The organism is Pseudodesulfovibrio sp. JC047, from assembly GCF_010468615.1.
Classification (GTDB): Bacteria; Desulfobacterota; Desulfovibrionia; order Desulfovibrionales; family Desulfovibrionaceae; genus Pseudodesulfovibrio.
The window spans coordinates 70,255-83,726 of the sequence record NZ_WUEH01000003.1 but is presented as its reverse complement, the minus strand read 5'-3'; the positions used below and the strand labels follow the sequence as shown (position 1 = coordinate 83,726).

Sequence of the window (13,472 nt, the reverse complement as noted above, 5' to 3'; positions counted from 1 at the left end):
GACGGCATGTGAAAATTCTCTCAATTTGTTCAATGATTTTGGGTTGATTGAATATGAAACTGAGTGTACACTCAGTTTTGCCGTTTGTTTTGACATTCCAGATGATTGAAAAGTATAAATCGAAAACTGAGTGATTACTCGGTTTTCGGAAAAGGATGGTTTGACAGCATGAAGAAGAAGGACGCAATACTCAGTGTCGCGACGGTTTTGTTTGCGAATAAAGGGTTCGCAGACACCTCGGGTCAGGAATTGGCTCGGGTGATCGGTGTGGCTGAGGGGACGATCTTCTATCACTTCAAAAGCAAGGAAGGATTGCTGCTGGCCATTTTGGAAAAGACCAGAGATGAGATTGAGGACCAGTTCGAACGGTTCTTTGAGAACAGACCGTTTGATTCAGGGCTGGAGATGGCGGAGGAGGTCGTCTCGTTCTATCTGTATCTGGCGGGTTTGATGGAAGACAAGTTTTTACTCCTGCATCGACATTTTCTCTATAAATTTTCCGAGTCAAATCCGGAATTCAGAGGAAATCTGGAAGCGATATACAACTGCCTGGTCGATATTTTCGAAAAGGCGATTGTGACAGGACAGGAAGACGGGTCCATCAACCATGAAATTCACCCCCGAAAATCAGCACTCATTCTGTTTACCATGGTGGATGGTTTGGTTCGATTCAAAAACTTCAATCTGTACGATGCGGGTGCATTGTTTAACGAATTGATGCTGACATGCCGCAGGATGTTACAGGTTCCATAGCAAGGAAGAGGCTGAATGCTTTCGAAAATACTCCCCTTCATTGACTGGTTCAAAGGGTACAATATGGCGTCGCTTCGCGCTGATGCCATTTCGGGGTTGACTGTTGCTCTCGTACTCATTCCTCAATCTATGGCGTATGCACAACTCGCTGGAATGCCAGCGTATTACGGCTTGTACGCCTCCTTCTTACCCCCTCTTGTTGCTGCATTATTCGGCTCGAGCCGTCAGTTAGCGACCGGCCCGGTGGCCGTGGTCTCCCTGATGACGGCCGCCTCGCTGGAACCGTTGGCAACCGCTGGTAGCGAGGGGTACATCGCGTATGCAATTCTTCTTGCGCTCATGGTGGGGCTTTTCCAGTTCATGCTCGGTGTGTTGAAGTTGGGCCTGGTGGTCAACTTCCTTTCTCACCCGGTCGTCAACGGATTTACCAATGCGGCCGCCATCATCATCGCTTCATCCCAGTTGTCCAAGATGTTTGGTGTGTCAGTCGATAAGGCCGAACACCACTATGAAACCATTATTCGAGTGGTCGAAGGGGCATTTCATTATACCCACTGGCCAACGCTCGCCATGGGGTTGCTCGCTTTTGCCATCATGATCGTGTTGAAACGGATCAATCCGAAAATTCCCAATGTGCTGGTAGCGGTCGTGGTGACCACGGCCCTGTCATGGGCGGTTGGGTTCAATCATGACGCATCGGTTTCCATGGATACTGTCCAGTCTTCTGAAGTCCGGACATCAATCGCTTCTTTCAACACGGCCATCGAAGGCATTGACCAGTTGGCTGTTCAAAGGACCGTCCTCAATGGTCGTATGGACGAGGCGAAGAAGGCCAAGGATGCTGTGGGCATTCTGGATGCCGAACATGACCTCAATGTGATTAACGTGCAGATTTCCCGTTTGAAGTTGGAGGCCCATAATCAGCGGGCCGCACTCCGTGCCACATTGTTTGACGGAGTCGAAGAAGCGAATGGGAGCATGGCTTTTTACACGCAGGGGACCGTCCCTGCCGGGATGGTGACGGATGGCCGCACGTGGCGGTTGAAGGTCGGCAACACTCGAATCGATACCGCCGGGATGAAAATGATGGGCGGAGGCGCGGTTGTCGGCACTGTTCCTTCCGGTATCCCAGCCATTTCTGCACCGAGTCTTGATCTCAAGGTAATGCTGCATCTCCTGCCATTTGCGGCCATCATTTCCCTGCTTGGGTTCATGGAGGCCATTTCCATTGCAAAGGCCATGGCTGCCAAAACCGGGCAACGGCTTGATCCGAATCAGGAACTTATCGGTCAGGGGCTTGCCAACATCCTTGGTGCGTGTGGCAAATCCTATCCCGCATCCGGGTCGTTTTCGCGGTCTGCCGTCAACTTGCAGGCAGGAGCCGTGACCGGCATGTCCAGCGTCTTCACGTCGCTGATGGTCGTCATCGCCCTGTTGTTCTTCACTCCGTTGTTATATCATTTGCCCCAGGCGGTATTGGCCGCAGTCATCATGATGGCGGTCATTGGTCTCATCAATGCGTCCGGTTTCATTCATGCCTGGAAGGCGCAGTGGTATGATGGTGCCATCTCGGTCCTGTCTTTCCTCTGTACCCTGGGCTTTGCGCCACATCTGGACAAAGGCATCATGGTCGGCGTCACGTTGTCGCTGGCTGTCTTCCTGTACAAGTCCATGCGTCCGAAGGTCGCCAACCTGTCCCGCTCGGACGATGAATCTTTGCGTGACGCCACGGCTTTCGGTCTCAAGGAATGTCAGCATATCGCCGTGGTCCGGTTCGATGGCCCGCTGTTTTTTGCCAATGCGAGCTTTTTGGAAGATCAGATTACGGATCGCATGATGAGTAACGAAAAACTTCGGCATATCATTATCGTGGCCAACGGGATCAACGATATGGACGCTTCGGGCGAGGAAGCCCTGTCCCTGATTGTGGATCGTGTTCGTGCCTCTGGTTTGGACATGTCTCTGTGTGGGGTGAATGAGGCGGTCATGGCTGTGCTCGAACGGACCCACCTGTTGGAAAAGATTGGCAGAGACCACGTCTACCCGACCATGGAAACCGCTATTTGCGCGACGCATGAGAGTGCACACGCAGACGGTCAGGAAGACAACTGCCCACTGACAACCGTGTGCCGTCTTGCGTGAGACGCGACGAACGAGGAGTAAACAATGTCTGTTATTACTGTTTTTAACGGTTTGTTTTCGGAAGCTGGTGTCGTGGTCAAGCGTGTGGTGGATGCCACGGGATACCGTTTGGTAACCGATCAGGAAATTGTGGCCGAGGCCGTAAGACTTTCCGGGATGTCCGAAGACAAGATTACCCGGTCTTTTCAGGCCAAGGGGTCGGTTTTCAACACGTTCAGTCATGAAAAGGAGCGGGCGGTTGCCTGGCTTCGATTCGCCATGGCCCAGAAGCTCATGGAACAGGACAAATTGCTGTTTTCAGGGTTTGCCTCACAGTTGCCAGCACCTGATATCGATCATATCCTCAAGGTCTGCCTTGTCTCTTCAATGAAAGAACGGTTGGCAGTCGCGGAAAAGGCTGAAGGATTTGCAGAAAAGCATGCCCTGAAGCTTATTCATAAGGATGACGGCGACCGTGCGACCTGGGTTGAATCTTTGAAAGGTGTGAAGGACCCGTGGGCCGAGTCGCTGTACGACATCGTGGTGCCTGTCGCGTCTGTGGGCGTGGACCGGAGTGCTGATCTCATTGTGGAGCAGCTCGCCAATGACGCGGTTCAGGTCTCGGAGATTTCACAGGCCCGTGCCGCTGACTTCATGCTGGCGGCCAAGGTCGGGACCGTTTTGGCCACCGAGGGCCATACCGTTTCAGTCACGGCACGAGATCGGGCAGTGACCTTGACGATCAACAAGCATGTTCTCATGCTGGAGCGTCTTGAACGTGAATTGACCGATATCGTCAGTGCTGTTGACGGGGTTGATTCCGTGAAGACCATGGTTGGCAAGGGGTTTCATCAGACTGATATCTATCGCAAGATGGATTTCGATATCCCGTCAAAGGTGCTGCTGGTCGATGACGAACGGGAGTTTGTCCAGACCTTGTCCGAGCGTCTGATGATGCGTGACATGGGCTCTGCGGTGGTTTTTGATGGTGAGTCCGCGTTGAATCTGGTTCGCGACGACGAGCCTGAAGTCATGATTCTCGACCTCAAGATGCCCGGTATTGACGGGATCGAGGTCTTGCGTCGGGTCAAGGCCGATCATCCGAACATTCAGGTCATCATTCTGACCGGTCATGGTTCGGAAAAGGACCGTCAGATCTGTATGGAACTGGGCGCGTTTGCCTATCTGCACAAGCCTGTAGATATTGATGTCTTGAGTGAAACTCTCAAGGCCGCGAACGAAAAGGTTCAGGAAACAAAGTAAGCAAGCCTGGGTGACGTTATGGATATATACGAAAAAATCAGACCAAAGTTCTGGGACACCGATTCCGGAACCGGACCGGGGAAGAATCTGTTCAACTATCGACGCATTTGGCGGATCGCCATTGTTATTTTGGCGGTGGTTGCGTTGGTTCCCCTGATGGTCATGGCCTGCATCGACTATAACGTCACCCAGCGTTCTCTTGAATCGGAAAATCTTTTGCGCACGGCCCGAACGACATCCAACACACGTCGGACCGTGGCCTACTTTCTCGAAGAGCGCACCAATGCTCTCGACTTTATCGCCCAGCATCAGGGGCTGTCCACCTTGCGTCAAAGCCAGACCCTCAAAAGGGTGTTTGCCTCTCTGAAAAATAGTTTCGGTGGGTTCGTGGATATCGGCATCATCGATAGTCAGGGACGGCAGGTGGCGTATATCGGACCGCACGATTTTCTCGGCATTGATTACAGTGGACAGGAATGGTTCACCGGCACCATGGAGCGCGGAACCTACACCAGTGATGTGTTTCTCGGATTTCGTGATGAACCGCATCTGGTGGTGGCTCGGCGGGTTCGTGACGAAAAAACCGGAGAGGATTTTGTCCTCCGGGCAACATTGGATACTGGTAAGTTTAACGCCATTCTTTCCTCCATTGATCTTCCCGGAGGCGGAGACGCCTTTGTCGTGGACACGCAGGGAGTTATTCAGACGCCGTCTCGTGAACACGGGGATGTCTTTTCCAAGGTCGATCTGTTCTTGCCCACCTATTCCGAACGGACCAGTGTGAATCAGATTCTGGCAAAGGACGGTACCGACTATACCGTGGGGTATGCCTATGTTCGTGGAACGCCGTTTATTGTCCTGATTGTGAAAAAAACTGCGACCCTGATGGAACCATTGGAGACGATTCGCATGGAATTGCTGTGGATACTCGTTTCCAGTATCATTGTGATTCTTTTGGTTATCGTGGGAGTCGCGACCTATATGGTCAACAAAATTTACATTGCGGACCAGACCCGGGCGCGGACGTTGCACCGGATGGAGCATACCAACCGCATGGCCTCCATCGGACGACTGGCTGCCGGTGTGGCCCATGAGATCAACAATCCCTTGTCGATCATCAACGAAAAGGCTGGGCTGATTAAAGATCTGTTCGTGTTCAAAAAGGAATACGCGCACGACGATCGACTGCTTTCGAATATACAGTCCATTTTGGATTCAGTGACGCGGTGTGGCAAGATTACCAAGCGGTTATTGAGTTTTGCTCGCCATATCGATGTGGAACAGGATTCCATCGAATTCAAGGATTTGGCTGATGAAGTGGTCGATTTCCTGCGAAAGGAAGCCGAATATCGGTCAATTACCATTACCATGGATATTCCGGAAAACCTGCCGCCATTTGTTTCTGATCGTGGCAAGTTGCAACAAATTTTTCTCAACCTGATCAACAACGCGTTCCAGGCCATGAATGATGGCGGACAATTGTACATTGCCGCTCGCAAAATTACTGAAAATCGGCTGATTTTTTCCGTGGATGACGATGGATGCGGCATCCCGGAGGCTGATATGAAACGTATTTTTGACCCGTTTTTTTCAACCAAGAAAAAACGGGGTGGCACCGGTCTCGGACTGTCCATTACCTATGGGCTTGTTCAGGAACTGGGTGGCACCATGGCTGTGGAAAGTGAAGTTGGAAAAGGAACAGTGTTTACCATAATAATGCCCCTTCAGGGTCCACATAAGGCGTAAATCCATGAAAGTATTGTTGGTTGACGATGAGGTGGAACTTGTTTCCGCCATGGCAGAACGACTCGGGTTTCGCGATATAGACGCGGATTGGACCGATAACGGGGAGGAAGCCTTGAAAATGGCCGCCTCTACCGAATACGCCGTGGCTGTTCTCGATATGAAAATGCCGAAAATGAGCGGTCTTGATTTGATGGAGCTGCTCGCCAAAGATCATCCCACCATGAAGTATGTTTTTCTTTCGGGACACGGTTCCGAAACTGATTTCAAGGCCGGATGCGCCGCTGGATGCAGCTATTTGATCAAGCCGATTCAGATTGAAGATCTGGTGGCGAAAATTCAGGAAGCGCAAGGCTGAGACAAGGAGATTTGAGCATGACACAGACTCTCGATACCCGCGAAGGACTGCAATTTTTCGGCCGCGTCAGTGCGTCGGTTTCGCACGAAATCAAGAACGTTTTTGCCGTTATCAACGAAGCGGCCGGATTGATCGAGGACTTGACGGTGATGGCAGAACGCGGCATTCCACTTCAGCCGGATCGGTTGAAAGGGGTCGCCAACTCCATTCAGGGCCAGATCCGACGCGGCGATACAATTATCAAGAACATGAACGCCTTTGCGCATTCAACGGATGAGACTGTCCGCGAAGTGAATTTCGTGGAGATTCTCGATTTGACCAGAGCACTGGCTGCCCGCCTTGCCGATATGCGACAGATCAGGCTGATACTCGGAGACTGTGAACCAGTTTCCCAGTTGGCCAACCCTTTTGATCTGATGCAGTTGCTGCATTCCTCGATTCTCGCGGCAATCGACTCCATGGACGCTGACGATACCCTGGTTTTGAGTGTGAAACCCGTAAATGGTGGAGCATCGTTCTCCCTTTCCGTCCCCGGAAAGGATGCACCGCTGAAGAATGACCATGTGTTTTCATCGACGCTTCAGACCATGAACGTCACCGTGACGGTCGATGAAAATCTGCGAACTACCGAGCTGTTCCTTCCAGCTCAGGACGCAACCGACTAACACCATTCATACCTCTCAGGAGAAATACAATGGCTGAAAAAGTATTGCTTATCGATGACGAAGTTGAGTTTTTGGAAACATTGTCCGAACGGATGAAGCTGCGTGGCATGGATGTGTCCACCGCCGAAACAGCCGGAAATGCCGTGACCGCTTTGGATTCCAACGAATACGATGCGATTGTTCTTGATCTGCAAATGCCCGATATGAATGGCATTGATATGCTGAAAGTTATCAAGAAAAGCCACCCGGAAATGCAAGTGATTTTGCTCACTGGCCAGGCCACTCTTGAAGCCGGTATTCAGGCCATGAAGCTCGGTGCCATGGATTTCATGGAAAAGCCCGCTGACATCGAATCACTCACTGAAAAAATCCGCAAGGCCCAAGCCAAGAAGATGGTTATCGTGGAAAAGAAAACCGCTGACAAGGTTCACGATATCCTTCAAACTCGCGGATGGTAAAAAACGTTTCGGCTGAAACCCCTCAGTCCTGACTGTAATTCGATATTATCGATCCCCAAAAAAAGGCTGACATGCACGCGCATGACAGCCTTTTTTGGTGCCCTACCGGGGGTCGCCTTCAGCGGGACCAGGACGCTGTCCTGGACCTGCCAGAGAACCTTTTGAAAAAGGTTCTCTGGACTCTCCTAAACTTTTTGGGTCGCTTCGCGAGGGCTGTCGGCGGCATTTGTTCGTGCGGCTCTTGGGAGAGCGTTGTAAAAAAAATGTATTTTTTACAGACTTTTTTGAAACAACCTTAAAAGAAATACTTTGTGCAAGGCTCTCTTCCTTTTCCCCATCGTCTTTTTTATCCCTCTTGTTTCTTCAATCTCACTCAACGAATGTCGTGGGACCTCGCCGCAGGCGCGATAAAAAGTTCTGGAAGGGAGTCCAGAGGGGAACCTCTTTCAAGAGGTTCCCCTCTGGTCGTCGAAGACATTCTTTTCAATCTCACTCAACGAATGTCGTGGGATCTCGCCGAAGGCGCGGCAAAAAGTTCTGGAGGGAAGTCCAGAGGGGAACCTCTTCCAAGAGGTTCCTCTCTGGTCGTCGAAGACATTCTTTTCAATCTCACTCAACGGATGTCGTGGGACCTCGCCGAAGGCGCGATAAAAAGTTCTGGAAGGGAGTCCAGAGGGGAACCTCTTCCAAGAGGTTCCTCTCTGGTCGTCGAAGACATTCTTTTCAATCTCACTCAACGGATGTCGTGGGACCTCGCCGAAGGCGCGATAAAAAGTTCTGGAAGGGAGTCCAGAGGGGAACCTCTTCCAAGAGGTTCCTCTCTGGTCGTCGAAGACATTCTTTTCAATCTCACTCAACGAATGTCGTGGGATCTCGCCGAAGGCGCGGCAAAAAGTTCTGGAGGGAAGTCCAGAGGGGAACCTCTTCCAAGAGGTTCCTCTCTGGTCGTCGAAGACATGCTTTATTTCTTTTTCAACTGAGGCCAGCCGGTGAAGATGGCGACGATGGAGATAGCGGCGAGGACGAAGCAGTACCAGTTGCTGGTGACGACGGCGACGGGGGAGATCCCTGCGATGGACCCGGCGAGAAGCACTTGTGCTGCATAGGGGGTTATACCCTGGACGATGCAGGAGAAGATATCGAGCAAACTGGCACTTCGACGGGGATCGACGCCGGTATCATTGGCGATTTCCTTGGCGAGTCGGCCGGTGAGGATGATGGCAACGGTGTTGTTGGCGGTGCAGGCATCAGCCAGGGAGACGAGGGCGGCGATGCCGAATTCTCCGGACCGACGTTTGTTGCCGCGTCCGGCTTTGACGGCAAGGGCGTTGATTTTTTCGAGCAACCATTGCAGCCCGCCGTTGTAGCGGATCAATTCGCCGAGTCCACCAACAAGCATGGAGAGAACGAGAATCTCGTGCATTCCGGTGAAACCGCTGAAGATGTCTTTGGAAAAGGTGAGCAGGGAATAGTCGGGCATGATGAAGAGTCCGACAGCTCCGGCCAGAACGATGCCGGATGCGAGGACGACAAAAACATTCACCCCGGCCACGGCGAGTCCGAGAATGACCAGATAGGGAACGACGCGAATGAACTGCCAGTCGGAAACGTGGGTGACCCCGCCGGATGAACCGAACAGACCGAGCAGAATGAGGGTGACGATGGCAGCGGGCAGGACGATGCGAATGTTCATCTTGAACTTGTCGCTCATGGCACATCCCTGGGTGCGGGTGGCGGCGATGGTCGTGTCCGAGATCATGGAAAGGTTGTCACCGAACATGGCACCACCGACGATGGTCCCCATGAGAACCGCGCTGGAAATATCTGTTTGCTGGGCGACACCGGCGGCGATGGGCGCGATGGCAGCGATGGTTCCCATGGATGTTCCCATGGCGGTGGCAACGAATGCGGCGATGGTGAAAAGCCCGGGTAAGACAAGCTCGGGGGGGATGAAAGTCAGACCGAGATTGACCGTGGCATCGACGCCGCCAATGGCCTTGGCCACAGAGGCGAATCCGCCAGCGAGCAGATAGATGATGCACATGGTGACGATGTTGATGTCACCGACACCTTTGAGGAAAATGTTTATTTTGCTGTCAAGTTTGTCTTTGCCCATGGCCAGGGCAATGGCGATAGCCGGGAGAATCGCTACGGCAGCCGAGAGCTGATAGAAGGCCATGCTGACACCTTGTGCAGAGAGGTAAGCCCCGGTGCCGATAAACAGGACGAGAAAGAAGAGGAGTGGAAGCAATGCGCTCCCGCGAGGTGGGATGTGTTGGTTCATGGATGTATCCTTGCTGTTGTCCCGGGACAAGATGTCATCGGGAGTCCGTGTGTTGGTTTGGTCAAAATGAGTCCGTGCCTCCGGTTCTGAAGGGGAACGTGTCATGGCAACCAAAGAAGTTGTGTGTGCAGAACGATCAGGTGGTCATTTTCTCACAGTGAAAAAGACATGGTCGAAATGCAAAGACCGATCACATCATGAAAAGAGGAAATTCGTCATGCGTGTCAGTGATTGCAAACGGATAGCTGTTTGGCCCGTGAGGTCACTTCTCCGGTGAAGAACGTTGAAAAGACGGTCTCCATGGTCCGAATCTTGTGTTCGTTGCATCCAAAAGGCTCTTTCTCTCGTGAAATGGCGAGAGAGTCAACAATAGCGTGAACATTGTACAGCCCCGGACATATACGCCCGGGGCTGTGAATGGTCTTTGGGGGGATGTTTAGATGTAAATGCTGGTGAGAACAGCCATAGTTCCCAAGTAGATGGCGCCGAAAATCGCGCCGAGTCCCCACCACCTGGCCTGACTGATAAAGCCGGACCCGTACCAGATGGGCGCGGGACCTGTGGCATAGGGGGTGATGATGCCCATGAGGCCGAGTGAGGCCGCGAGCATGAGGGCGAGTTTTTGCAACATGAGTGCTGGCATGAGCGGTGCGGCAATGGCGAGAACCAATGGAAGCAGGGCCGTGGTATGGGCCGTGGTGCTGGCAAAGAAATAGTGCAGGACGAAAAAGAGGATGACCAGCATCAGGGCGACTGTTGCCGGGGGAAGTCCTTGGAGATCGGTGGCTACAAGGGCACCGAGCCATTGCAGGATGCCGGTTTTGTCGAGACCGGAGGCCATGGCGACCAGCGTGGCAAACCAGACCAGAACATTCCAGGCACTTTTGTTGGTGATGACGTCTTCCCAGGAAATGATACGGGTCAGGACCATGAGCGTAAGGACGAGGATGGCGGCCATGGTCGAATCCACGCCGACTCTTTTCCCGAAAATCCAAAGAGTCAGGGCCAGGAGTGCATATCCGAGCATCATGAGTTCCTTGCGAGTGATTGGTCCCATGCGTGTGAGTTCGGATGCGGCCCAGTGAGGGGCTTCGGGTGATTTCTTTTGGGTGGGCGGATAGATAATATAGGCAAGCCATGGGGTGAGCAGAAAGAGCGGGATCATGGCAGGAAGCATGACAGAGGCCCATTCTCCCCAACTGATGTGCAGCCCGGTGGCTTTGTGAATGATGTCCACGGCGAGCAGATTCGGTGCCAGCGCGGTCAGAAACATGGAGCTGGTCACACAGGTCGAGGCAATGCCGACCCATTTGAGATACGCACCAATTTTGCGTGGGTCATGGTCCGGGGTGGAGTTGAACATGGGTGGAATGTTGCTGACGACCGGATAAATGGTCCCGGCACTTCGGGCGGTGTTGGATGGCATGAAGGGTGAGAGAATTCCATCGGCACAGGCAATGGCGTAGCCCAAGCCCAACGTGTTTTTTCCGAGATATTTGATGAGGATGAGACTGATTCGTTTGCCAAGGCCGGTCTTTTGATACCCCAGTGCGAACATGAATGCGGCGAATATGAGCCAGATGACGCTGTTCGAAAAACCGGACAAGGCCCAGGCTCGACTGGCTGTCGGGCTTGGATCGACCAGACCGAGAAGGGCGACAACAGTCACTCCAGCCAGTCCAACCAAGGCCGCGGGAACGGGTTCGACGATCAGGCCGACCACGACCCCGACAAAGATGGAGAGATAATACCACGCTTCGGGTGAAAGCCCTTCGGGGATTGGAAGAAGAGCCATGAGAATTGTGACGATAACCGGGGAGAACTGGACGATTCGATGCATGGGAATCCCTTTGGTTCAGCGGTAAAAGGTGAGTGATTCTTCCAAAGCTTAGTATGGTCTATACACATAATATAAATATGTGGTCAATTCATCGGGACTTTTTTGCAAAGGGATACATGGCAGTGAAGTGGGAATATGGGCATGAAAAAAGCGTGAAAACAACGCTTTCTCCAGGTGTTTTCACGCTTTGGTGTGGTCTTTGATTTGAATCTTATGAATCAGAGAGAGTGACTTTGGGGAGAGATTTCACAAATGTGCCGATTTCGTCCCTGACTCGGCGGTAGATATCCAGAATTTCGTTCGTGTCAGTCAGGTCGTTGGCGAGGGTCGGCGGATCATCAAAACCGACATGCATGATTTTCGAGCGCCCGGGGAAATACGGACAATGCTCATGAGCGTGCCCACAGACCGTGACAACGAGGTCGAATTCGATCTCCTTGGGGAGATCCTGAACCAGCTTTGAGGTGTGATGGGAAATATCTATGCCGACTTCGGCCATGACAGTGACCGCATGGGGGTTGATACCGTGGGTTTCAACCCCGGCTGAATACGCATTCAGCGAGTTTTTTTTCAGATGTCGTGCCCACCCTTCGGCCATTTGGCTCCGACACGAATTGCCCGTGCAAAGGAAAAGGATATTCATGAAAGCGTCCCTTTTGTGGTGAAATTCGCAGTACACTTTGCCAGGTGGCCAGAGTATGAGCTTTTTCAGGGTGCAGGCAAGAGGCATTGTGTGACGTTTTCGTGCCATCTTTCGTTTAGTATTGATAAAATCAATCTTTCAAAAAAAAATGCTCAATATTATCAATTGGCTCTTGTGGCATAATTCCGATATTTTTCAGCGGGGTTATTGATTGTGTGTATGGGGTATATTGAAAATATTGATATTTGGAGGGTAATGTGAAGAATTTCTTTTCATCGCGGATGGGGATCATCTGCGTTGGGTTGATTATTGGGGTATTTGCGTCTTTGCTGCAATACTTGGGGAATCCCGGCAACATGGGTATTTGTGTGGCCTGTTTCGAGCGGGATATCGCAGGAGCCATCGGTATGCATCGGGCCGGGGTCGTGCAATATATGCGGCCTGAAATTATCGGTTTTGTGTTGGGTGCCATGATTGCGGCCTTTGCGGCCAAGGATTTTCGGCCTCGGGCTGGATCGGCACCCCTGGTCCGTTTTTTCTTGGGCATTTTTGCCATGATCGGTGCGCTGGTCTTTCTCGGTTGCCCGTGGCGCGCCTTGTTGCGGCTGGCTGGTGGTGATCTGAATGCGATTATCGGATTGCTCGGCTTGTTTGTTGGTATCGGTATTGGAACCTTCTTTTTCAAGCAGGGATATTCGTTGGGCCGGAGTCACAAAACATACACCTCCGCCGGACTGCTCATGCCGTTGTTTATGCTCGGGTTGCTCGTCTTGGCCGTGGTGTATCCGCAGATTACAGGTGAAGCCAAGTCCGGTGTGCTATTTTATAGTCTCAAAGGCCCCGGTGCCAACCATGCTCCATTATTGATTTCTTTGGGTGTTGGTTTGCTGGTGGGCATTTTGGCGCAGCGGAGCCGGTTCTGCACCATGGGAGCGATTCGGGATCTGTTGCTTTTCAAACAGATTCATTTGCTGACTGGCCTGATTGCGTTGTTGATCGCCGCTTTTGTCGTGAATCTTGTCCTTGGACAATTCAACATGGGATTTGCGGGACAGCCCGTGGCACATACCCAGGCCCTGTGGAATTTCATGGGCATGGTTTTGGCCGGTCTGTGTTTTGCCCTGGCAGGCGGTTGTCCCGGACGCCAGTTGTTCATGGCCGGTGAAGGGGATGGCGATGCCGCTGTTTTCGTTTTCGGCATGATTGTCGGCGCGGCATTTGCCCACAATTTCGGTTTGGCCAGTTCCCCCAAAGGGGTTGGTCCTCATGGCATTGCCGCTGTTTTCATCGGATTGGCCGTGTGTTTGTTGATCGGTTTTACCATGCGCAAAAAGGCGTAAGGAG

The 13,472-nt window shown here is 52.2% G+C and carries 12 protein-coding genes; 8 read left to right on the top strand and 4 right to left on the bottom strand.

What is annotated here, in order from left to right; translation table 11 throughout:
• Positions 1–168 precede the first annotated feature (168 nt).
• From GO013_RS02670 to GO013_RS02640, 7 genes are read left to right on the top strand one after another with little or no spacing between them, the layout of a single operon-like run.
• Positions 169–753 carry a TetR/AcrR family transcriptional regulator gene (locus GO013_RS02670; RefSeq protein WP_163808503.1) on the top strand — a complete coding sequence of 195 codons (585 nt, stop codon included), beginning with the start codon at positions 169–171 and terminating at the stop codon, positions 751–753.
• A gap of 15 nt (positions 754–768) precedes the next feature.
• Entirely contained in the window at positions 769–2,895 is a 2,127-nt protein-coding gene (locus GO013_RS02665) for a SulP family inorganic anion transporter (RefSeq protein ID WP_163808502.1), read from the top strand.
• A gap of 24 nt (positions 2,896–2,919) precedes the next feature.
• On the top strand, positions 2,920–4,137 hold the full coding sequence (locus GO013_RS02660) for a response regulator (RefSeq protein WP_163808501.1): 1,218 nt from the start codon (positions 2,920–2,922) through the stop codon (positions 4,135–4,137).
• A gap of 18 nt (positions 4,138–4,155) precedes the next feature.
• The gene (locus GO013_RS02655; protein WP_163808500.1) at positions 4,156–5,883 is read left to right on the top strand and encodes a cache domain-containing protein; all 1,728 of its coding nucleotides are present in this window, start codon (positions 4,156–4,158) and stop codon (positions 5,881–5,883) included.
• A gap of 4 nt (positions 5,884–5,887) precedes the next feature.
• A complete protein-coding gene (locus GO013_RS02650; protein ID WP_163808499.1) occupies positions 5,888–6,238 on the top strand; it encodes a response regulator in 351 nt (116 codons plus the stop codon).
• 17 nt (positions 6,239–6,255) lie between these two features.
• Positions 6,256–6,903, top strand: a complete 648-nt coding sequence (locus tag GO013_RS02645) for a HAMP domain-containing histidine kinase (protein ID WP_163808498.1) — start codon at positions 6,256–6,258, stop codon at positions 6,901–6,903.
• Positions 6,904–6,932: 29 nt separating this feature from the next.
• Entirely contained in the window at positions 6,933–7,361 is a 429-nt protein-coding gene (locus GO013_RS02640; RefSeq protein WP_163808497.1) for a response regulator, read from the top strand.
• Between the two features lie 446 nt (positions 7,362–7,807).
• Here the strand turns inward: GO013_RS02640 and GO013_RS02635 are convergent, their stop codons facing one another.
• The 4 genes from GO013_RS02635 to GO013_RS02620 form a co-directional block, all read right to left on the bottom strand.
• On the bottom strand, positions 7,808–8,218 hold the full coding sequence (locus GO013_RS02635) for a hypothetical protein (protein ID WP_163808496.1): 411 nt from the start codon (positions 8,216–8,218) through the stop codon (positions 7,808–7,810).
• 104 nt (positions 8,219–8,322) lie between these two features.
• Positions 8,323–9,645: a Na+/H+ antiporter NhaC family protein gene (locus tag GO013_RS02630; RefSeq protein WP_163808495.1), complete on the bottom strand. Its 1,323-nt coding sequence runs from the start codon at positions 9,643–9,645 to the stop codon at positions 8,323–8,325.
• A 436-nt stretch (positions 9,646–10,081) separates the two neighbouring features.
• The gene (locus tag GO013_RS02625; protein WP_163808494.1) at positions 10,082–11,485 is read right to left on the bottom strand and encodes an anion permease; all 1,404 of its coding nucleotides are present in this window, start codon (positions 11,483–11,485) and stop codon (positions 10,082–10,084) included.
• A 211-nt stretch (positions 11,486–11,696) separates the two neighbouring features.
• Positions 11,697–12,128, bottom strand: coding sequence for an arsenate reductase ArsC (locus tag GO013_RS02620; RefSeq protein WP_163808493.1), 432 nt, complete (start codon positions 12,126–12,128; stop codon positions 11,697–11,699).
• A 281-nt stretch (positions 12,129–12,409) separates the two neighbouring features.
• Here GO013_RS02620 and yedE point away from each other — a divergent pair, with 281 nt between their 5' ends.
• Positions 12,410–13,468, top strand: a complete 1,059-nt coding sequence (gene yedE / locus GO013_RS02615) for a YedE family putative selenium transporter (protein WP_163808630.1) — start codon at positions 12,410–12,412, stop codon at positions 13,466–13,468.
• Positions 13,469–13,472: the final 4 nt, after the last annotated feature.

What these genes read in the sequence shown, in the direction of transcription:
- GO013_RS02660 (WP_163808501.1), top strand. Translation starts at nt 2,920, where the DNA reads ATGTCTGTTATTACTGTTTTTAACGGTTTGTTTTCGGAAGCTGGTGTC.
- GO013_RS02640 (WP_163808497.1), top strand. Translation starts at nt 6,933, where the DNA reads ATGGCTGAAAAAGTATTGCTTATCGATGACGAAGTTGAGTTTTTGGAA.
- GO013_RS02620 (WP_163808493.1), bottom strand. Translation starts at nt 12,128, where the DNA reads ATGAATATCCTTTTCCTTTGCACGGGCAATTCGTGTCGGAGCCAAATG.
- GO013_RS02645 (WP_163808498.1), top strand. Translation starts at nt 6,256, where the DNA reads ATGACACAGACTCTCGATACCCGCGAAGGACTGCAATTTTTCGGCCGC.
- yedE (WP_163808630.1), top strand. Translation starts at nt 12,410, where the DNA reads ATGGGGATCATCTGCGTTGGGTTGATTATTGGGGTATTTGCGTCTTTG.
- GO013_RS02655 (WP_163808500.1), top strand. Translation starts at nt 4,156, where the DNA reads ATGGATATATACGAAAAAATCAGACCAAAGTTCTGGGACACCGATTCC.
- GO013_RS02625 (WP_163808494.1), bottom strand. Translation starts at nt 11,485, where the DNA reads ATGCATCGAATCGTCCAGTTCTCCCCGGTTATCGTCACAATTCTCATG.
- GO013_RS02665 (WP_163808502.1), top strand. Translation starts at nt 769, where the DNA reads ATGCTTTCGAAAATACTCCCCTTCATTGACTGGTTCAAAGGGTACAAT.
- GO013_RS02630 (WP_163808495.1), bottom strand. Translation starts at nt 9,645, where the DNA reads ATGAACCAACACATCCCACCTCGCGGGAGCGCATTGCTTCCACTCCTC.
- GO013_RS02650 (WP_163808499.1), top strand. Translation starts at nt 5,888, where the DNA reads ATGAAAGTATTGTTGGTTGACGATGAGGTGGAACTTGTTTCCGCCATG.
- GO013_RS02670 (WP_163808503.1), top strand. Translation starts at nt 169, where the DNA reads ATGAAGAAGAAGGACGCAATACTCAGTGTCGCGACGGTTTTGTTTGCG.